Here is a 16,203-nt window from a genome sequence, read left to right on the forward strand (position 1 = left end):
AGCGGTGGTGAAGGGCGGGAGCACCGGAGCGCCGCGCCCGGCCGGGAAGGTCGGGCGCGGCGCTCCGGTGTCGCGGTGCGTGCGGTGTGTTCAGGCGGTGAGGGCCGTGACCGTGCTGAGGATGTCGGCGTGGTCGAACGCCAGCCGTTCTGGCAGGTTCTTCAGGGGCCACCAGCGGGCGGTGCGGGCGTCGTCCCCGGCGACGATCGGGGTGTCGGCGGGGACGGTGGCCACGTACGCGACGGTGACGTACCGGCCGCGCGGGTCGCGGCCGGGCTGGTCCCAGACGCCGATCTGGCGGAGGTCGTCGGAGCTCACGTGGACGCCGGTTTCTTCGGCCAGCTCGCGGACGGCGGCCGAACGACTCGTCTCTCCGACGTCGACGTGACCACCGGCAATGGCCCAGTGGCCTTCGTACGGCGGCCAGTCGCGCTCGATCAGCAGGACGTCACCGCCGGGCGTCAGGACCACCACGTCGGCGGTGTAGCGGATGGTCTCGAACGTCTCGGTCTCGGTCATGTGCACCTCTCGGCAGGGCGGGTTAGCGGGTGGTGGTGTCGGTGACCACGAGGAACTGGTCACTGTCGAGATCCATCACGACCTGGCCGTCCGTGCCCTGGGCGCGCTGGGCGGCGGCGCACTCTTCCGCCGGCCAGGAGCCCCGGGGGCCTCCGGCGGGAAACCGCTCCAGGACCGTGCGGGACTGCGCGGTGGTCACCGCCATCACGCATCACCGCCGTTCACGCGCTCGTGGATCTCGATCAGCGTGCCGATGGCGTCAGGACTCTCCGCCGTGCCGACCCACTGCCCGAGGGCGGTGAAGACCGGGACGGCGTCGGCGTCGGCGTCGGCGTCAAATACCACGACGTAGTCGCCGTACCGGTCGAGCACCATCTCCTTCAGGGCCCGCGCCGGTGCGTTGGCCAGCAGCTCCAGCGCGTCGACGGTGAGCCGGGCAGGCTCTGCCGGGTCGCCGGGCTGGGTGAGGACGCCGGAGACGTGCAGCAGGTCGCCGGGCTGGATCTCGGTGAGCAGCGTGTGCGCGATCCCGGGTGTGCTGGTGGTGCAGGACCAGATCACGTCGTCCACGACGTCGTCGGTGGGTGAGACGACCAGCTGGAACCGGGCAGTGTGCGGCGCGTCGCCGGGTGTGGGGACGGTGTCGAGGAAGCCGTCGACAGTGAAGGGCTCGGTATTCATCATCGTGTTGCCCTCCTCCTGCGTCCGGTGACCTGGCGGCGCATGGTGCGGGGCAGGGAGTTGATGGACTTCCGGTGCCGGGCACGAGCGCGAGCCTGGTTACGGCCGTCGGCGAGAGTGCACTCGTCGCACGGCTCGGTACCGGCTGCTTCGTGGCAGCGGTGGCCTTCCACCGTTCCGTGTGGGCCGCTGATGTCGTGGCCGGCGGCGAGCCGGTAGAGGGTGTCCCCCGATATGCCGGTGCGCTGGGTGATGCTGCGTTCACTTGATCCGTCGCGCAGCAGGACCAGGGCGACAGCCTGGCCGGCCGTGAGCGGAGCGGATATGGCGGAGGTCGCCATGGGGTGGATCCTTCCGGGGTTCGGGGGGTCTGAGGGCGCGGGCCGTCGCGGTGACGGAACACGCGGTGGGGCATGTGGGACGGCGTATGCCTGCGGGGGCGTGGGGGAGGCGGTGCGGGAGGCGGCTTCAACAGGTGCCGTGCGCTGTGCGGTCCTGGCCGATTCCGTCAGTGCTGCCTGGATGTGCGGGGCACGCAGGCTGCGCAGCGCACGCTGGTGGAGGATCGTGGCCGCGTGCTGGCTGCGGTTCAGGCGGCGGCCGATCTCCGCGTGCGGCAGGTCGTGCCAGTAGCGCAGCCGCAGGCACTCCTGCTGGGCACGGGTCAGCCCGGCGAGGGCGTCACGGAGTGCGGCGAGAACGTCGGCGCTGGCCAGGTTTTCGGTGACCTGTTCCCCGATGTCTGCGACGGCGAGGTCGTGGTCGTACATGTCGCCTGTCGGGACCTCCCGCCGGTAGCGGGCACTTTTGAAGTGGTCGAGGAGCCGGTTGCGGGCGATCGTGGCCAGCCAGGCGCCGAAGTCGTGGCCTCGCCAGGTGAATGTGCCGATCCGGTCCAGGGCCCGCACGAACACGTCGCTGGTCAGGTCCTCGCTCAACTGCTGGTCGTGGGTGCGGCGCAGCAGGTAGGTGTGGATCTGCGGCCGGTAGCGGACGTACAGGTCGGCGAACGCCTGCCGGTCACCGCTGCGGGCCCGGTCGACGGTGGTGGACACGAAGGCGTCGGTCGTCGTTGGGCCGGGCCGGGCGGTTGTCCCGTGGGTGGCGGTCATGCGTCGGCTCCTGCGGTCGTGGCGGCCAGCCGGCCGCGCAGGTGGGGGTTGGCCTCGGTGATCCGCCGCAGCAGGTGCGGGGTGGGCGTCCACAGGCGCTGTGCGCCGCGCGCGGGGACGGGTGAGGTCAGCCGCTGCACCCGGGCAAGTTCCCAGTGGAAGCAGCCCGGTTGAGACCAGGGCGTGCACGCGCCGTCGTCGGCGTGAACGCCGACCAGGTCGGCGACGGCGACCACCGACCCGCGCACCAGCTCGTAGTCGTCGTCCAGCGTTTCCCGTACGGCAGGCAGGGCCAGGGCCGGGATGTCGACGTCGGCTCCGGCGTGGATGAGCAGAGTGCCGCGCCAGCGGCTGCTCCACACCCGGTTCTCGATGCGTTTGGCGACCTGGTTGTCCTCGATGGCGATCAGGTCCGACCAGGGCGGCCGGATCGTCAGGCACCGGATCGGGGTGCGGTCGTGATCCGGTGCGGTCTGCGGCCGGCTTGAGACCGCGGCGAGCTGCTGGTAGTTGGCGTGCTGCTGCTGGGGAGTCAGAGGGCGCGCGCGGCCCGGGGTGCGGGTACGGAAGTAGGCGCCGGTGGGGATGGCCTCGTGGGACAGCCGGGCGAGCAGCGCGGTGTCCGCGGTGGGGGCGAGGGTCATCGCGTGCCCTCCGTGGTGAGGACGCTCTCGGAGTCGTTCCTCGAGGACGGCAGCGTGAGCTCGGGGGCTGATCGCCCGGCGGGCGCCGTGTCGGGGTTCGCCGTCGTCGTGGGGGCGCGGCCGGGAGCCGCGGGGTGGGGGAGGTTCAGGAGGCGCGCCAGGGCCTGGCGAGCGGACAGGTCGTGCGTCGGGTCGTGGATGAAGCGGGCGACCAGGGCGAGCCGGCCCCGAAGCTGCTGCAGTTCGTCCTCGGCAATGCGCAACAGCTGCGGGGTGGTTGTCGTCCCGAAGGCATGTGTGGTCATCTCGTAGGGCCTCCCTCGCAAGGGGTGGGTGGTGGGGCGTGCCGGAGCTGTGCAGGCCAGGGCACGCCCCACGCGGGTGGGCAGGGGTGGCAGCCGGGGCAGCCGGACTCAGGGGTCGGCAGCTGCCCCGGGCCGAAGGAGTGCAGGCCGGTCGGGCCTGGCAGAGGGTGCGCTGGGCGCGTGGGCGGCCCACCGCATCCGGGGAGAAGCGGGGGTCGCGACGTCAGGCGTGGTCGTCGTAGCTCTTGCCGGTCTTGCGCCGGGCATCGGAGGCGAAGCGGCCCTCCCGCGCTTTCACGGGATGCGCGGCGATCCAGCCCTCTGCGCACGTTTTGTGTACCGGCTCGCCGCCGTGGGAGCGCATCGGTGTGGGCTTCTTGCACAGCACGCACGCCAGATCCCGCCAGCGGTCGAAATGTTCGTGGTGCTTCCAGACCAGGAGCTCGCCGGGTGCCGGGACCAGACCCGGTTCGAACGGCTCGGCTGCCTTCGCCTTCGTCTTGCGGGCCCGGGCGGTCATCCGACCGGCAGGTGAGTGCCGGGGCGGCCGGGGCGGCGCCCGTGAACCGACGGCACGTAGGCGTCCTGACGCGTCGCCACGTATCCGACCGGTTCCTGGCCGCTCTTGACCCGGTACATCGCCATATCCGCGCCCCGCAGGATCCGGGACGCGCCGGCTGCGTCCGGCAGGTCGGCCGCGCGGGCGATACCGATCGACACCGCAGGGCGCACGATCTGCCCGTCACCGTCACGCAAGGGTTGCCCCTCATAGCGGACCGGGTGCGCCAGCACCTCCCGCAGCGCGAGAATCTCGCGGATTGCCGCGGCCGGAGGGAGCAGCAGTGCGGCACCGAACTCATCGCCGCCCAGGCGCGCGGCGAGCCCGCTTCGGGCAGCGGCCCACCTGCTCAGCCGGCGGCCGATCGCGGCGATCAGCGCGTCGCCGGCCGCGTGCCCGAGATCGTCGTTGACGGCTTTCAGGCCATCGGCGTCGCAGACCAGGACGTGCAGGAGCTCGCGGCGGGTGTGGGCGAGCCGGTCGATGCGGCCGGTGAGGATGTCGCGGCCGGGCAGGCCGGTCAGCGGGTCGTGGCGGGCAGTGTGCAGCTGGCGGCGCACACGGAGGTCATCGGCGACGGCCGCCAGGGTGAGCGGCACAGCGGCCGCGGTGATGAGGAGGGTGCGGGTCGGTAGCCGTAAAACGCCGGATCCGGGCATGATGGTCTCCAGTTCTGCCCCTTGCGGGGCGGGCGTGAGAGAGGCGCACCCCGGCTTTGCACGGCGAGGGGTGCGCCTCTTGTTTTGGATCATTCGTTCCTGGTCTGACCAGGAGGTCGGGCATGCTGGAGGGTGCTTCTGTCTTGTGACGGGGACAGGAGCCCCTGGGGTGGCCAGCTGGCCTCTTAGCCGTTGCTGCGGGCACCCCGGGGCCACCCCGTTCAGTGCGGTACCGGCTGGCTGCTGTGACAGTGCGGTGTGCGGGGCCGGACACAGGGGCCGTCAGACCAGGGTGTGGTGGTTGGCTTCCTAGTCGTTGTTCTCGCGGGAGCCGTGGACGGTGCAGCGCACGTCCGGGTCGTTCATCAGCTCGCCGGTCAGGGCGCGCAGGAGATCGGTCACGTTGTAGACCGGCGCCCACGCCTGCCCGTCGCATTCGTCGTCGGCCGCGCAGCCCACCAGGACCTCGAAGCCGACGTCGCCCGCCCCGTCGATGTCGTTGCGCTGGGCGAGGACGATGCGGTCCGCTCCTAGCCGGATCTCCGCGACGCGGTCGCCGCCGGCGAACGGCGAGTTGTCGCGCCAGCGCCACATCGGCAGGATCTCGGGGCCGAAGTAGCGGCGGACCAGGAGCAGGTCGCCCAGGCCCTTGCCGCCGTCCCAGCCGAGATCCGCGCGCCGGGCGTCGCTCAGCTGCTGGAGCAGCGCCTGAAGGCGGTAGAGGTTCTCCGCGATGACGACGTGGTCGAAGCCCTCGCCGGGCAGGCCGGGCCACGCGTCGACCATGGCGGCGTGCTGCGCGAGGACGACCGGCTCGGGCACCCGCCGGTTCGCGGGCCGGCCTTCCTGGCGCTCCACGCACACGGAGGCTGGGGTGGGAACGACCAGTGCGACCGTGGGCACGCCGTGGCGGCGGGCGGTGGCGATCAGATCTGCTCGTACGGATTTCTCGCAGTTCGTGGCGTCGATGACCGTCATCTTGCGGCGGGCGAGGCGGGCTTCCAGGACGGTCTGAAGCGCGAACACGGCGTCGCCGGTGGACTCCTGGCAGCCCGGGTCATCGCTGACCAGGGCCCTGAACCTGTCGAGCTCTAGGACCTGCGTGTCGAGCCAGGTATTCGCCCACGTCGACTTGCCCGAACCAGCCGCACCGATCAGGCAGACCAGCGACGGGTCGGGGATCGTCGTGTCGACGGGCAGCGCGTTTTCCAAGCGGAAGGTCTTCATTCGGCTTCTCCCTGCGGGTGAAGAGCACTGCGGCTTCGCGCAGCGGCGTCAGCGGGCGATCATGTGGGCGGGGTGGCCCTTCTTCATGTGGTCCACGCACTGCGGACAGTCCTCGCGCGGACCGAGCCCGGCGTGGGCCTGCCGGCTGGCGTTCGCGTGGTACCAGCACTGCGTGCACTGCCCTCGGGGCGGGTTCTCCGCCTTGGTGTTCGCCACTTCAGTTGTCTCCCTGCGGGTGAAGGGCACGGGCGGCCCAGATCAGGCGCATCCCGGCGTTGTCGGTGATCAGGGCGGCGGCCTCGTGCAGCGGGCAGGAGGCGTCGCCGTCGCGGTCGGGCTCGATCTGCTCAGCCCGGCGGGCGGCGGTGGTGACCAGCTGCGCGAGGAACGAGATGAAGCCGCCGGGCGGGTCGGTGTCCTCGATGAGCTCGCGCAGGATCGCGGCGAGCTCCTCCTGGTCGACATCGTCGGCGCTGAGGTCGTCCTCGATCTGCTGGAGAGCCAGGGAGGCGATGCCGACGGCGGCGCGGACGCGTTCGATGCGGGTGCGGGTCACCGGCGGCCGCCGGGGCGGGTGGTGAGCCAAGTGGTGACGGCGGCGGCACCGATGCCGATGGCGCGGTGCAGGGCCGCGTCCAGCTCCATCCACGCACTGCCCGGTCCGTTGATCTCCTTGGTGGTCGCGCCGTCGTCGTCGAGACGGACCGCCTGGCAGTGCTCGATGTAGCCCGTCTTCTTGGTCTTCTTCGCCAGCCACAGCAGCAGTGCTCCGCGGTCGATCGCGGCGTGTGTCGATGCGTTGATGGCCGCACCGGTAAACAGCGCGGTCGGGGTGACGCGGTAACCGAACGCGCGCGTGATCGCGACGGTCGCCCCGAGCTGCACGGCGGTGTACGACGCGACGTGGCAGGCCACCGCGCGCCTGCCGAGGGTGCTGGTGGTCATGGTCGGGCGGGTGGAGTCCTCGGTGGCGGGGGAGCCGTCGGCGTGGACCAGGTCCTCGCCGTACAGGCGCTTGCGTGAAGCCGTTGTGGATCCCTGCGCCCAGTGGTCGCAGAAGGGGTGGAGCTCGCCGAAGGTAGCCAGCAGGGTGCCGAAAAGAGCCAGGCGCTCGGTGGTGCGGGGCAGACGAGGCATGCTGGAGATCTCCTGATCTCGATGAGGGTGAGGGAGCGGGGCGGCCGGCCTCTTGCCGATGCTGCGGTCGCCCCGAGAAGTGCTGTCGCCCCGGCCTGCCCGGCCGGGGCGGTAGTTTGTGCAGGTGGGGCGTCAGACCGTGGCGGTGGCCGGGGCGTCGCCCCGGGCACGCAGATGGGATCGGCTGCCGCAGTCGGGGCGGTCGTTGTTGTGCGGGAAGCGACCGCCGGTGGCGCGCAGGTCGTTGAGGACCTCGAGTAAATCCCACTCGCCGTCCAGCGCGGTGTCGACGTAGCCCGCTCCGCAGGTGCACGGTGCGATGAGAGTGAGGACGTCGCGCTCCTGGTCGCCGTCGATGGTGTGGTGCAGCCACCAGCCGCCGTCCAGGTAGGCGACAGCGCACGGCTCGATGCCCGGCACGGCGAACCGGCCGGACCAGTCGTCCTCGTCCACGGCCTTGCCGAGAGTGTCGGGGTAGGCGCTCCACACGTGGTCCAGGGCGGCCGTTGTGGCGTCGTCGCACTGTTCGTCCCGGCCCTGCACGCCGATCTCCAGGGCGATGTCGAAAAGCAGGGCGAGCGGCGAGTCCGCACCGGCAGCGGCGGCGGCGATGGCGGGCGGGGTGAGGGTCTCGGTCATGTACGGCTCCTTCGAGATTCGGGAGTGACCGGGCTGTCCGGTCCTCCGCACCGCCCCGGCCAGCTCCTGCCGGCTGGTCGGGGCGGCACGGGGATCCGTCAGAACGGGGATTCGTCGTACGGGCCGGCGGGGCGCGGCAGGAGCCGCCAAGTCAGCCGGCGCCGCTCTGCCCAGCAGCCGCACGCCTCCATCTGCGGGTTCGCGCCGTCGGCCCACCAGCCGCCCGCGCCCCGGCAGTGAGGGCAGGAGCGGCGGGGTCGGGGCGTCAGCTCGATGCGGTGGCGGTCGGCGTACAGCTGCCAGTGGCCGGCCTTGAGGGCGACGGCGGCCGCGGCGACCGTGACGGGCACGGTGGCCGCGATCAGCACGGCGGTTCGGGCGCGCACGGTCAGGGCCGGTCGAAGGGCTGGACGGTGAAGCGGACGCCCTGTCCGGAGCTGGTGGGCGTCGCGGCGAGGAAGCCGGGGTCGGACTGCGCGAGATCGGTCAGCAACGCCTTGAACCAGTCGGTGGTGCGCTGGAGGTCGACCCGGATCGCGTTGAAGTGGGAGATGTGCACCGGGTGCGGGCTCTTGCCGTAGCGGCGGGCCCACAGCCGGGTGTGGATCATTTCGGCGGCCTCGGTGTCGTCGGGGCGGGCGGGCACGCCGCGCGGCATCGCCCGGCATCCGGCCGCGTGCGCGTTGGCGGCCTTGGCGGCGTCCGTCTCGGACATCGGGTGGTGCGCAGCGTTCGTTGCGGCGCGGTAGGTGCAGCCGAGGCAGGCGACGGCGTACTTGGCGGTGCCCCGGTCGGCGTCGGCGGTGTAGACGAGCACGATCGCGCCCTCCAGCGCCCGGAAGCGCTGGGAGACGATCGTGCCCTCCGGCGTCCAGGTCTCGGGGACCGGGGCAGGAGCGGTGCGGGTGAACAAAGCCACGGTGACTCTCCTTCGCAGGGAGCATTGATCAAGCGGCCAGCCGGTGGGTCACCGGGGCCGTAGCGGTGAAGTACGTGTCAGGACTGGGCTCGTATCCCCTGGCGCAGGGGTCGCAGCAGCCCTGGGTGCGCAGCGGGAGGCAGAAGTAGTAGCGGCGCCTGCACGCCGGGCACGTGGACCTCGCAGCCATCGCCCGGTCCAGCGCCTCTTCCTGCGCGAGCGTCGGCACGCGCTTGGGCCGGGCGTTCTTTACGTCGTAAAGCCAGGCCCGGGTGGGGTGGTTGCACGACTGGTCGGGCCGGTAGGAGCAGCCCTTGCAGCGCAGGACCGCGACCGGTCCGTGCCCGCCGGGGCTCAGTCCGAGCTCGCGCAGTTGCCGTCTGGTGACCAGGCCCTCGGGACAGGTGCGCCGATCGAACTCCGGCAGGGTCGCGGTGCTGCGTGGCACCTTCTTGATCTCGCGGCGGCGCCCCTTCTTCCGGGGGCGGGGCATCACCGGCTCCAGGGACCAGGGAGCCGGACCGGGCGCTGCGGGTAGCGGGGGCCGGGGCGCTGCGGGCGGGGCCGGCCGATGCGGCGGCGCGGGCGGGGGATGAGCACGAGTGTTCTCCTCCAGCAGGTGGGTGGACGACACCGCGCCCCGCTGACGTCGGTGCGTCGGCGGGGCGCGGGAACGGCGGCCGGGCGGCCTGTACGGCTCTCGCCCCGTGAAGGGCGGGCGAGAGCCAGGCAGGGCGACGGGTCAGCGCTTTTGGAGCGGGTGCACGTTGTCCGGGGTGTCTTCGGCGGGCGGGGCGGTCGGGGCCGGGAGGTGGATGTGCGGCTCGATCTGGTGACCGGCGTTGTGGATGTGGGTGAAGAACGCCGGGCGCAGGCTCAGCCCGCGCAGCGCGAGCGCGGAGGCTGCGGTCCAGGCGAGGACGGCGAGCCCGGTGGCGATGGTGCGGCCGTCGGCGGGTGCGGCACTCCACACCATGGCGATGCTGGCCGCGCCCCAGGCCGTCCAGGTGAAGCGGGCGCCGGTGCTTCCGGCGAAGCCGCCGATCAGGCCGAACAGCCCGGCGAGCTGCCAGAGGGTGTAGGCGGTGGATCCGCTGATCGCGAGCGAAGCGGTGTGGGCCGCGATGTACGAGCGGATCGGCTGGTCGACCACGGCGAAGACGCCGGTGGAGGTGTCGGCTCCGACCTGCACGCGCGGGACGGCGGTCAACAGCCGGTGCAGTGCGTCGGCCAGGACGTCGGTCGCGCCGTCCAGCAGCAGGATGATCAGGGAGATCCCGGCGAGTGCGATCGCTGCCTTCACCCAGTTCGCCATGGAGTGCCAGCCGAGCTCGGGGGCGCGGCGCAGGTCCTCCCAGCGGTCGTGGAGGAAGCCGCCGTCGTCCCACCATTCGCGCAGGGTCTCCAGCCGCGGCTCCTTCGCATCGAGCGACGGCGCGGGCGGCGGCGGGACGTTGAGGTCCTGGCCGTTGTCGGCCGGCTGCTCCTGGCGCTGGCCGGGGATGTGCGGGGTGCGGTCGTTGTGGTCGGTCACGGTCGGCTTCTCCTTCGAGGCGGTGACGCTGCGTACGGGATGGGAAGGGCTCTGTTGCCGGGGCCTTGGGTGCGACAGGCTGGGGCGAGGCCAGGGAGCAGCGAGGGGGCGCGATGGCAGTCGAGTTCGATTCGGTGATCGCCGACGGGGTGATCTATCCGGCGTTCACGGACGACGACGGCGTGCTGTGCATCGACGACGAAGACGACTACGAGGTGGTCGTCGACCATGCGGTCGTCGACGGCGTGATCTATGAGGCGGAGGTCGATGAGGACGGCCGCCTGCTGATCTACCTGGATGACGACTGATCGGACGCTGCTCCGGGCGGCCTGCGCCGTACTCGACTCCCGGCCGTGCGGGCGGGGTTCGAGTACGGCGCAGGGTGCCCGGTGCTCAGCGGACGTCGTTACGGGTGCGGGCGAAGAACATCCCGCGCGTGGTGGTCGTGTTGTTGATCTCGGTGTTGTGGGTGACGGGGCCCTCGAAGACGTTCGTCGTGCTGCCCTCTCTTGCCTTGGCGATCGCCGCGCCAGCCGCCGTGAGGACCATGGCCGCACCAGCGAACGGGGCGATGACGATGAGCGCGAAGCGTTCAAGGCCGGGGACGCTGACGAGGGACAGGCCCTTGAACATCAGCCAGGCCGCGCAGCCCAGGCCGGTGGACCCGGCGCCGACGCCGATCGAGGCGACGGCGATCCCGGCCGCCCAGGCGGGCACGATCCGCCGGTCGTCCTGCTTCACGGGCGGGGTGTCGCCGTAGGCGGGCACGGGCGTGTCGTCGCGGAACGACGTGGGGAAGTGGCGTACCGGCTGCTCGGGCCGGAATTCGGCCTCGAGGATTCGCTTGGCTTCGACGGCGGCCTCGGCCTCGGACATCGGGCGGCCGGCAGTGGGGTGGAAGTCCATGGTGTTCTCCGTTCGGGACGGGTGCGCCCTCCCGGCCGTGGTGGCGGGGAGGGCGCGAAGGGCGGGGGAGGAGCCGGGGCTATCCGAAGCTGCCGATCCAGCCGGTGACGCTGTTGATCCCGCTGGTGATGGCGGGCGCGAGGCCGGTGGAGGCGAGGGTGAAGCCGAACAGGGCGGCGGCGAACGCGGGCCATAGCCGCAGGTAGCCGGTGCGCAGCAGGACCAGCACGATGATTCCGGCGAAGACGACCAGGGAGACGGTCAGCGCCACGGCGGGGAACTCCTTCGGGAAGGCCGGCGGCCGGGCGGGCGCGAGGCCCGGCCCGGCCGGAGGGTGAGGGGGTTACTTCTTGAGGGTGGTCAGGGTGTTGCGGACGCTGCCGAGCTGGACCGTGCGGCCGCCGTCCTCGTTGACGAGCTCCAGGACCTCAAGCGCGTCCAGCGGGTCGTCGTGCGCGTCCAGGACGGCCTGGACGCGGTCGCGCAGGGTACGGGCGCGGGGCTTGGTCGCCGCGGCCGGGACCGGGGAGGCGGCCCGGGTGCCGGCGGAGCCGGAGCCCTTCTTCTTGCCCCCGCCACCGCCGCCTTCGCCGTCCTCGTCTTCCTCGGGCTCGGGGAAGACGGCCCGGTACGCCTCCATGCCGTCCAGGCGCTGGCCGTAGGCGTCACCGACGATGTCCCAGGCGTCCTGTTCGATCTCGGCAGGGGCGCCGGGGCCGTAGAGGTCCAGGATCATCGGGTCCAGGCCCTCGGTGGGCATGTCGGAGCCGATGTTCCAGAACCGCATTTTCGAGCTGGGGTAGCGGCCGTTGACGTTGTAGGCGGTGCCCTGGGTGCCGGGCAGGTCGTCGTCCTCGTGATCCTCGTCGAACTGGCTGATGAGGTCGACTTCGCCCGCGTACTTCGGGATCGGGGCGAGGACCTGCCCGGTGGGCAGCAGGCCGTCGGTCACCAGCTGCTTCATCATGCTGGACGTCCAGCGGAGCAGGACGACTTCGCCTTCCTTCAGCATCGCGCGCAGCGTGTCGCTGCCGCCCATCTCCTCGAGGTGGCCGGCCTGCGCGAACAGGCCGATGCCGATGCCCAGGGAGCGGCCGGTGCGGCCGATGTCCTTGATGTAGAACGTCGCTTCGTCCCGGTAGGGCGCACCCTTCTCCAGCAGGCGGTTGGCCTCGTCCACGATCTGGTAGATCAGCGGGTCGGGGCGGCCAATGAGGAACTTGGAGCGGCCCATCCTTGAGTAGCGGTCCTGGCGGTCCATCATGGTCAGCCACGTGGTACGCAGCTGCGCCATCGTGCCTTCCTGGGTGGTGACCCGCCAGGAGACGTTCCCGTCGTCGCCGTGCCCCTTCTGTCCGAACGCCTCGGGTGCGGACTGGCCGCCCTTGAGGTCGGCGTACAGCACCGCGATCCCGGAGCGCTTCATCGCCGCGAGGATGATCTGCCCCGCGGTGGACTTGCCCGCGCCGGTGGTGCCGAACAGCAGCAGGCGCTGCGCGGAGCCGGACTTGGGGTCGTACAGGCGCAGCAGGGAGGGGCGGCCGTTGTGGTAGCGGCCGATGTAGATGCGGCCCTTGGCGTCCATGACGAGCAGTTGCGGGTCGGCCAGGATGACCTGGGCGAGCGGGTCGTCGGGGTAGATGGTGACCAGCGCCTTGGACGTGCCGTTGGTTTCCACCGCGAGCCGGTTGACGTCCTTGATGCCGAGCGCGTCGGCCAGGCGCATCGGGTGGTAGCTGATGATGTCGCCGGCCGGGGCTTCCACGGTCAGCTCGAAGATCCTGCTCATGCGGGAAGCCCTTTGTGGTCCTCGTCGGGGATGTCGACGGTGCGGATCGCGGTGATGACCGTGCCGGGCATGCCCTTGGGGGCGATGAGCTTCTCCCAGGCGGTGTAGAGGTCCATGGCCTGTTCGGGGGCCTGGCCGACGGTGAGCCGGCGGACCCCGGCGCCCTGGCGGGGCACGGGGGTGATGGCGATGTCGTCCTCGGGCCAGTTGATGGCCGCGGACAGCTCCAGCAGGTCGATCTTGGGGACCGGCTTGCCGGGGAGGGTGGAGCGGATGACGGCGCTCATCGAGTCGTCGCCGGTCCGCTCGATCTGCTCCAGCACGGTGTTCGGGGCGGCGCCGTCCTCGATGGCGACGTGCTGCGCCCAGAAGGTGGCCATCGGGTGCTGGGGCCCGGCCTGGACGGTGTCCTGGACCAGGAGCTCCTTCGTCTGCTCGATGGCCTGGGGGGTCAGCGACTTCTCGCGGCCGACCAGGACGCGGGCCAGGCGGGCCGGGCGCACGTACAGCACGGCGGCGCTCCACCCGGCGTCCGCGAGCAGCTGCCAGTACCAGTCGATGCCGGGCACGATGCGCTGCGCGGTGAGCAGCGCGGCCATCGACACCGAGGGAGACAGGTACAGGCCCATCGCGGTGTTTCCGACCGCGTCGCGCGGCAGGGTCATCGACCACAGGGCGCCCCATCCGGCGCAGCCGAGGGCAGCCAGGACGGAGGGGCCGTAGAGGTCGTGGGTGAAGGCTCCGGTGGCGAGCGCGCCGGTGCCGGCCACGGTGGCGACGCGGCCGAAGGCGTTGCGCGCGAGGGCGAAGCGGCCGCGCAGGGGTCCGAGGCGGATCATCGGTGGGCTCTCCTTGTCAGGGCATAGGGAAGGGCGGCGAACCCGTGGTGGGTTCGCCGCCCTTGCTGCGGGGTGGGGTGGGTCAGCGGTTGCTGTAGAAGGTGCGGTCGGCCATCTCGATGCCGTCGGGCATGTTGTTGGCGGCGTCCGCGACCGCCCCGTAGTCGGCGATGTGGCCGTCGGCGGTCTCGTGGAAGAGCGAGGACATCTCCTCGCACTCCACGGCCATGGCTTCGGCTTCGTCCTTGCAGGACCGCATCACGGTCGCCGCCTCGCGGTGCTCGTTGACGGTGGACTGGTCGACGGCCTTGGACGCGGCGAGGTCGGCGAGCTTGTCGACCGACTCCGCGCAGTCCTCGACGTACTTGAAAGTGGAGCGGACCTGGTTGGACAGGCCCGCCATGGTGGCGCTGGCGGCGGTCAGCTGCGCGACGACGATGCCGAAGCGGACCGCGCCGACGATGGCGGAGCCCGTCTTGGCGAGGGCGCCGCCGATGACGGGAACGAGATCAGACACGTGGGTTTCTCCTATTCGACGTGGTAGTCGCGCTCAGCGGGTGCGGCGTGGCCGTGATCGCGGGTGATGTCGGCGAGCGGCTTGTGGCGGCGCTCCGCGTTCTCACCGGCGGTGCGGATGGCCTCGGATGCGGCGGGGAGCTTCTCCGCCAGGGCCTCCGCCTTCGCCTTCACGCTGACGGCCTTCTCCGCGAGGATCAGGACCCAGCCCTCCAGGACGCCGGGCACCTTGAGGTCGACGATCTTCTGGTGGAGGGCCTCCAGCTTCGTCATCATCTTTTCGCAGCCCTCAGCCGCGGCGTTGGCCTCGTCGACGCCCGCCATGATCTCTTCTGCCATGTCGGCGTCGGAGTCGATGACGTCGTAGATCGTCAGGTCGCTGTCCGCGTACTGGGTGCTCGGTGCTCGCGTCGGGACGGGCACGGTCACTGCGGTTCCTCCTGTCCGTGATGCGGGAATGGCCCCGGCCGGGACGCCGGCCGCACGGCGGTTCTCCTTACGGCGGGCACTCCAGCTCTCACCGCCGACCTGTTCGACGGTGATCGTCGCTCCCTGCGCGTAGCCCCAGCCCGGGGGCGGGCCGAAGCCCCCGCCCGGTGCTGCGCCCGGCCCCGGCGCGGTGCCGGAGCTGGTGGAGCTGGGCGGGTCGGGCTCGGAGCGTCCTGAGCGGCGGGAGCTCGCCCGCTCCCACCAGCCGCGGCGGGTGCGGGACTTGCTGGCCTTCGACTTCGGGCCGGTACTGGTCGGTGCGGTCGGCTTCGGGCCGGTCGTGCCCGCGCCACCGGTGGCGGCCGGGCCGGATCCGGGTTTGCGCGGCCTCTTGGTGAGCCGGACCTTCTTGCGCAAGTTCACCTTCGGGACCGTCCCACCGGGGCCGGCCGTGCCGCCCGGGGCGGGCTTCGGCTTCCTCGTGAGGCTGACCTTCGGTGTCGCCGCCGTTCCGCCCGCGCCAGCAGTGCCGGCCTTGGGCTTCTTCGTCAGGTCCACCTTCGGCCTCGCCGGAGCCGCTGCAGCGGCCGGATCGGGCTTGGGCTTCCTGCCGTTGACGATCCGGCCGACGGCCCGGTGACGCAGCGCCCCGCGGATCGTCGCCGGTGTCGCCGACGACCCCGAGCCCTTCTTGGTGAGGTCGACCGGCTTGCGGCCGGTCGGCGTCCAGGCGCCGGTGGTGATGCGGTCGGCGACCCGGGCCCGCGCGGCGTCCCGGACCCGGGGGCCGCGGTCCGGCTTGGTCGTCCCCTTGCCGCCCGCGCCGGACGTTCCGGTCGTCGGGGTCTTGGGCTTGGGGCCGTTGCGGATGCGGTCGGCGGCACGGTCGCGGGCGGCGTCCCGGATTCCCGGGGTGCGCGTGTTCGTCGGCGTCGGGGTCTTCGGCTTGGGGCCGTTGCGGACCCGGTCCGCCGCACGGTCACGAACGGCCCCGGCAAGGCCCCCGGAACCGTTCTTCGTGCCGGTTGTCGGGGCCTTTCCACCCCCGGAACGGCCCTTTCCACCGCCCTTTGTCCCGGAGGACTCCAGGGCGCCCCTGCGGCCTCCGCCGCCGCCTCCGCGCCCTCCGTTGCCCAGCGTGGGCGTACGGCCGCCAGAGCCGCCGCCAGGCGTCTTGCTGGGCGTCTTGCCTCCGGAGCCGCCCGGCGTCTTGGAGCCGCCGGAGGACCGGAACGTGCTGGGCGGTGAATTCTTTCCCGAATTCGTCCGGCCGCCGCCCCCGCCCGCTGTGCGGGTGCCGCGCCCGAATTCCGGACCGGACTGCAACCGGCCTTTCTGGCGTGCCGCTTCCACCCCGATAGAGGCTTTATCGGCCGCCGCCCGCTGCTGATCCGCAATGGCCCGATGGTGTTCATGACGGGCTCTCAAATAGGCTGCCGCATTCCATGCACCGCGCATCGCGGCGACGGTAATACCGGCCATCATCACCACCGACATGGCGGCGATTCCCTGCCCTTCAGGGCTGTCCGGCATTCCCGGGTCCGCGTGTGCGGTCGTCGTACTCCCGCCGCCGCTGATGTCGGAATTTCCCGCCACCAGCAGGGAGGGCGGGGGCGCGAGAGCGGGGAGGGCGGGCAGGCTGGGGGCCGCGGCCCCGGGCGGCGGCGGGCCGCTGCCCACCGGACCCGGGATCGTCAGCCCGCCGGGGAAGCCGTAGACGGTCCCCCCGGCGTCGTCGTCGGCCATCGGCCGTCTCCTTCGATCAGTCACTCAGGGTCACGAATCCGGG

The 16,203-nt window shown here is 71.8% G+C and carries 24 protein-coding genes; 1 reads left to right on the plus strand and 23 read right to left on the minus strand.

What is annotated here, in order from left to right; genetic code table 11:
- Positions 1-90: 90 nt before the first annotated feature.
- From ACFYXC_RS36410 to ACFYXC_RS36490, 17 genes are all read right to left on the minus strand, one after another.
- Positions 91-519: an NUDIX domain-containing protein gene (locus ACFYXC_RS36410; protein ID WP_389556807.1), complete on the minus strand. Its 429-nt coding sequence runs from the start codon at positions 517-519 to the stop codon at positions 91-93.
- A 22-nt stretch (positions 520-541) separates the two neighbouring features.
- On the minus strand, positions 542-724 hold the full coding sequence (locus tag ACFYXC_RS36415; RefSeq protein WP_389556809.1) for a hypothetical protein: 183 nt from the start codon (positions 722-724) through the stop codon (positions 542-544).
- Positions 724-1,203 (minus strand): hypothetical protein, encoded by a 480-nt coding sequence (locus ACFYXC_RS36420; protein ID WP_389556810.1) that lies wholly within the window; start codon positions 1,201-1,203, stop codon positions 724-726. Before ACFYXC_RS36420 ends, ACFYXC_RS36415 begins: the two co-directional genes overlap by 1 nt.
- Complete coding sequence (locus ACFYXC_RS36425; RefSeq protein ID WP_389556812.1) at positions 1,200-2,312, minus strand: RNA polymerase sigma factor; 1,113 nt, start codon at positions 2,310-2,312, stop codon at positions 1,200-1,202. Before ACFYXC_RS36425 ends, ACFYXC_RS36420 begins: the two co-directional genes overlap by 4 nt.
- Positions 2,309-2,956, minus strand: a complete 648-nt coding sequence (locus tag ACFYXC_RS36430; protein WP_389556813.1) for a hypothetical protein — start codon at positions 2,954-2,956, stop codon at positions 2,309-2,311. The genes ACFYXC_RS36425 and ACFYXC_RS36430 overlap by 4 nt, the downstream gene beginning before the upstream one ends.
- Positions 2,953-3,261, minus strand: a complete 309-nt coding sequence (locus ACFYXC_RS36435) for a hypothetical protein (RefSeq protein ID WP_389556815.1) — start codon at positions 3,259-3,261, stop codon at positions 2,953-2,955. Before ACFYXC_RS36435 ends, ACFYXC_RS36430 begins: the two co-directional genes overlap by 4 nt.
- Before the next feature lie 223 nt (positions 3,262-3,484).
- Positions 3,485-3,781: a hypothetical protein gene (locus ACFYXC_RS36440; RefSeq protein ID WP_389556816.1), complete on the minus strand. Its 297-nt coding sequence runs from the start codon at positions 3,779-3,781 to the stop codon at positions 3,485-3,487.
- Positions 3,778-4,479 carry a GGDEF domain-containing protein gene (locus ACFYXC_RS36445; protein ID WP_389556818.1) on the minus strand — a complete coding sequence of 234 codons (702 nt, stop codon included), beginning with the start codon at positions 4,477-4,479 and terminating at the stop codon, positions 3,778-3,780. Before ACFYXC_RS36445 ends, ACFYXC_RS36440 begins: the two co-directional genes overlap by 4 nt.
- Positions 4,480-4,788: 309 nt before the next feature.
- Positions 4,789-5,706 carry an AAA family ATPase gene (locus tag ACFYXC_RS36450; RefSeq protein WP_389556819.1) on the minus strand — a complete coding sequence of 306 codons (918 nt, stop codon included), beginning with the start codon at positions 5,704-5,706 and terminating at the stop codon, positions 4,789-4,791.
- A 48-nt stretch (positions 5,707-5,754) separates the two neighbouring features.
- A complete protein-coding gene (locus ACFYXC_RS36455; RefSeq protein WP_389556821.1) occupies positions 5,755-5,922 on the minus strand; it encodes a pRL2-8 in 168 nt (55 codons plus the stop codon).
- A gap of 1 nt (position 5,923) precedes the next feature.
- The gene (locus tag ACFYXC_RS36460; protein WP_389556823.1) at positions 5,924-6,262 is read right to left on the minus strand and encodes a hypothetical protein; all 339 of its coding nucleotides are present in this window, start codon (positions 6,260-6,262) and stop codon (positions 5,924-5,926) included.
- Positions 6,259-6,843, minus strand: a complete 585-nt coding sequence (locus ACFYXC_RS36465; RefSeq protein WP_389556825.1) for a hypothetical protein — start codon at positions 6,841-6,843, stop codon at positions 6,259-6,261. Before ACFYXC_RS36465 ends, ACFYXC_RS36460 begins: the two co-directional genes overlap by 4 nt.
- A 132-nt stretch (positions 6,844-6,975) precedes the next feature.
- The gene (locus ACFYXC_RS36470; protein ID WP_389556827.1) at positions 6,976-7,482 is read right to left on the minus strand and encodes a hypothetical protein; all 507 of its coding nucleotides are present in this window, start codon (positions 7,480-7,482) and stop codon (positions 6,976-6,978) included.
- 98 nt (positions 7,483-7,580) lie between these two features.
- Positions 7,581-7,868, minus strand: a complete 288-nt coding sequence (locus tag ACFYXC_RS36475; RefSeq protein WP_389556829.1) for a hypothetical protein — start codon at positions 7,866-7,868, stop codon at positions 7,581-7,583.
- 2 nt (positions 7,869-7,870) lie between these two features.
- Positions 7,871-8,401: a hypothetical protein gene (locus ACFYXC_RS36480; RefSeq protein WP_389556831.1), complete on the minus strand. Its 531-nt coding sequence runs from the start codon at positions 8,399-8,401 to the stop codon at positions 7,871-7,873.
- A 28-nt stretch (positions 8,402-8,429) separates the two neighbouring features.
- On the minus strand, positions 8,430-8,894 hold the full coding sequence (locus ACFYXC_RS36485) for an RRQRL motif-containing zinc-binding protein (RefSeq protein ID WP_389556833.1): 465 nt from the start codon (positions 8,892-8,894) through the stop codon (positions 8,430-8,432).
- Between the two features lie 249 nt (positions 8,895-9,143).
- Positions 9,144-9,935, minus strand: a complete 792-nt coding sequence (locus tag ACFYXC_RS36490; RefSeq protein ID WP_389556835.1) for a hypothetical protein — start codon at positions 9,933-9,935, stop codon at positions 9,144-9,146.
- A 113-nt stretch (positions 9,936-10,048) separates the two neighbouring features.
- Between ACFYXC_RS36490 and ACFYXC_RS36495 the strand changes: the two genes are divergently transcribed.
- A complete protein-coding gene (locus tag ACFYXC_RS36495; RefSeq protein ID WP_389556837.1) occupies positions 10,049-10,243 on the plus strand; it encodes a hypothetical protein in 195 nt (64 codons plus the stop codon).
- 85 nt (positions 10,244-10,328) lie between these two features.
- On the opposite strand, the gene ACFYXC_RS36500 is transcribed toward ACFYXC_RS36495, so the two are convergent.
- The 6 genes from ACFYXC_RS36500 to ACFYXC_RS36525 all read right to left on the minus strand — a co-directional run bounded on the left by ACFYXC_RS36500 (position 10,329) and on the right by ACFYXC_RS36525 (position 16,160).
- Positions 10,329-10,841: a hypothetical protein gene (locus ACFYXC_RS36500; RefSeq protein ID WP_389556839.1), complete on the minus strand. Its 513-nt coding sequence runs from the start codon at positions 10,839-10,841 to the stop codon at positions 10,329-10,331.
- A gap of 79 nt (positions 10,842-10,920) precedes the next feature.
- Positions 10,921-11,112 (minus strand): hypothetical protein, encoded by a 192-nt coding sequence (locus ACFYXC_RS36505; protein ID WP_389556841.1) that lies wholly within the window; start codon positions 11,110-11,112, stop codon positions 10,921-10,923.
- Between the two features lie 72 nt (positions 11,113-11,184).
- Positions 11,185-12,630, minus strand: coding sequence for a transfer protein (locus tag ACFYXC_RS36510; protein ID WP_389556843.1), 1,446 nt, complete (start codon positions 12,628-12,630; stop codon positions 11,185-11,187).
- A complete protein-coding gene (locus ACFYXC_RS36515) occupies positions 12,627-13,469 on the minus strand; it encodes a hypothetical protein (RefSeq protein WP_389556845.1) in 843 nt (280 codons plus the stop codon). The genes ACFYXC_RS36510 and ACFYXC_RS36515 overlap by 4 nt, the downstream gene beginning before the upstream one ends.
- An 82-nt stretch (positions 13,470-13,551) precedes the next feature.
- Positions 13,552-13,986 carry a hypothetical protein gene (locus ACFYXC_RS36520; protein ID WP_389556846.1) on the minus strand — a complete coding sequence of 145 codons (435 nt, stop codon included), beginning with the start codon at positions 13,984-13,986 and terminating at the stop codon, positions 13,552-13,554.
- Between the two features lie 11 nt (positions 13,987-13,997).
- Positions 13,998-16,160 carry a hypothetical protein gene (locus tag ACFYXC_RS36525; protein WP_389556848.1) on the minus strand — a complete coding sequence of 721 codons (2,163 nt, stop codon included), beginning with the start codon at positions 16,158-16,160 and terminating at the stop codon, positions 13,998-14,000.
- Positions 16,161-16,203: the final 43 nt, after the last annotated feature.

Origin of the sequence: Streptomyces sp. NPDC002701, from assembly GCF_042889045.1 — a bacterium.
Lineage (GTDB): Bacteria > Actinomycetota > Actinomycetes > Streptomycetales > Streptomycetaceae > Streptomyces.

Excerpts from the sequence above, each read along its gene's own strand:
- ACFYXC_RS36495 (WP_389556837.1), top strand. The coding sequence starts at position 10,049 with ATGGCAGTCGAGTTCGATTCGGTGATCGCCGACGGGGTGATCTATCCG.
- ACFYXC_RS36435 (WP_389556815.1), bottom strand. The coding sequence starts at position 3,261 with ATGACCACACATGCCTTCGGGACGACAACCACCCCGCAGCTGTTGCGC.
- ACFYXC_RS36470 (WP_389556827.1), bottom strand. The coding sequence starts at position 7,482 with ATGACCGAGACCCTCACCCCGCCCGCCATCGCCGCCGCCGCTGCCGGT.
- ACFYXC_RS36430 (WP_389556813.1), bottom strand. The coding sequence starts at position 2,956 with ATGACCCTCGCCCCCACCGCGGACACCGCGCTGCTCGCCCGGCTGTCC.
- ACFYXC_RS36485 (WP_389556833.1), bottom strand. The coding sequence starts at position 8,894 with ATGCCCCGCCCCCGGAAGAAGGGGCGCCGCCGCGAGATCAAGAAGGTG.
- ACFYXC_RS36525 (WP_389556848.1), bottom strand. The coding sequence starts at position 16,160 with ATGGCCGACGACGACGCCGGGGGGACCGTCTACGGCTTCCCCGGCGGG.
- ACFYXC_RS36440 (WP_389556816.1), bottom strand. The coding sequence starts at position 3,781 with ATGACCGCCCGGGCCCGCAAGACGAAGGCGAAGGCAGCCGAGCCGTTC.
- ACFYXC_RS36415 (WP_389556809.1), bottom strand. The coding sequence starts at position 724 with ATGGCGGTGACCACCGCGCAGTCCCGCACGGTCCTGGAGCGGTTTCCC.
- ACFYXC_RS36500 (WP_389556839.1), bottom strand. The coding sequence starts at position 10,841 with ATGGACTTCCACCCCACTGCCGGCCGCCCGATGTCCGAGGCCGAGGCC.
- ACFYXC_RS36510 (WP_389556843.1), bottom strand. The coding sequence starts at position 12,630 with ATGAGCAGGATCTTCGAGCTGACCGTGGAAGCCCCGGCCGGCGACATC.
- ACFYXC_RS36425 (WP_389556812.1), bottom strand. The coding sequence starts at position 2,312 with ATGACCGCCACCCACGGGACAACCGCCCGGCCCGGCCCAACGACGACC.
- ACFYXC_RS36420 (WP_389556810.1), bottom strand. The coding sequence starts at position 1,203 with ATGATGAATACCGAGCCCTTCACTGTCGACGGCTTCCTCGACACCGTC.
- ACFYXC_RS36465 (WP_389556825.1), bottom strand. The coding sequence starts at position 6,843 with ATGCCTCGTCTGCCCCGCACCACCGAGCGCCTGGCTCTTTTCGGCACC.
- ACFYXC_RS36515 (WP_389556845.1), bottom strand. The coding sequence starts at position 13,469 with ATGATCCGCCTCGGACCCCTGCGCGGCCGCTTCGCCCTCGCGCGCAAC.
- ACFYXC_RS36450 (WP_389556819.1), bottom strand. The coding sequence starts at position 5,706 with ATGAAGACCTTCCGCTTGGAAAACGCGCTGCCCGTCGACACGACGATC.
- ACFYXC_RS36410 (WP_389556807.1), bottom strand. The coding sequence starts at position 519 with ATGACCGAGACCGAGACGTTCGAGACCATCCGCTACACCGCCGACGTG.
- ACFYXC_RS36445 (WP_389556818.1), bottom strand. The coding sequence starts at position 4,479 with ATGCCCGGATCCGGCGTTTTACGGCTACCGACCCGCACCCTCCTCATC.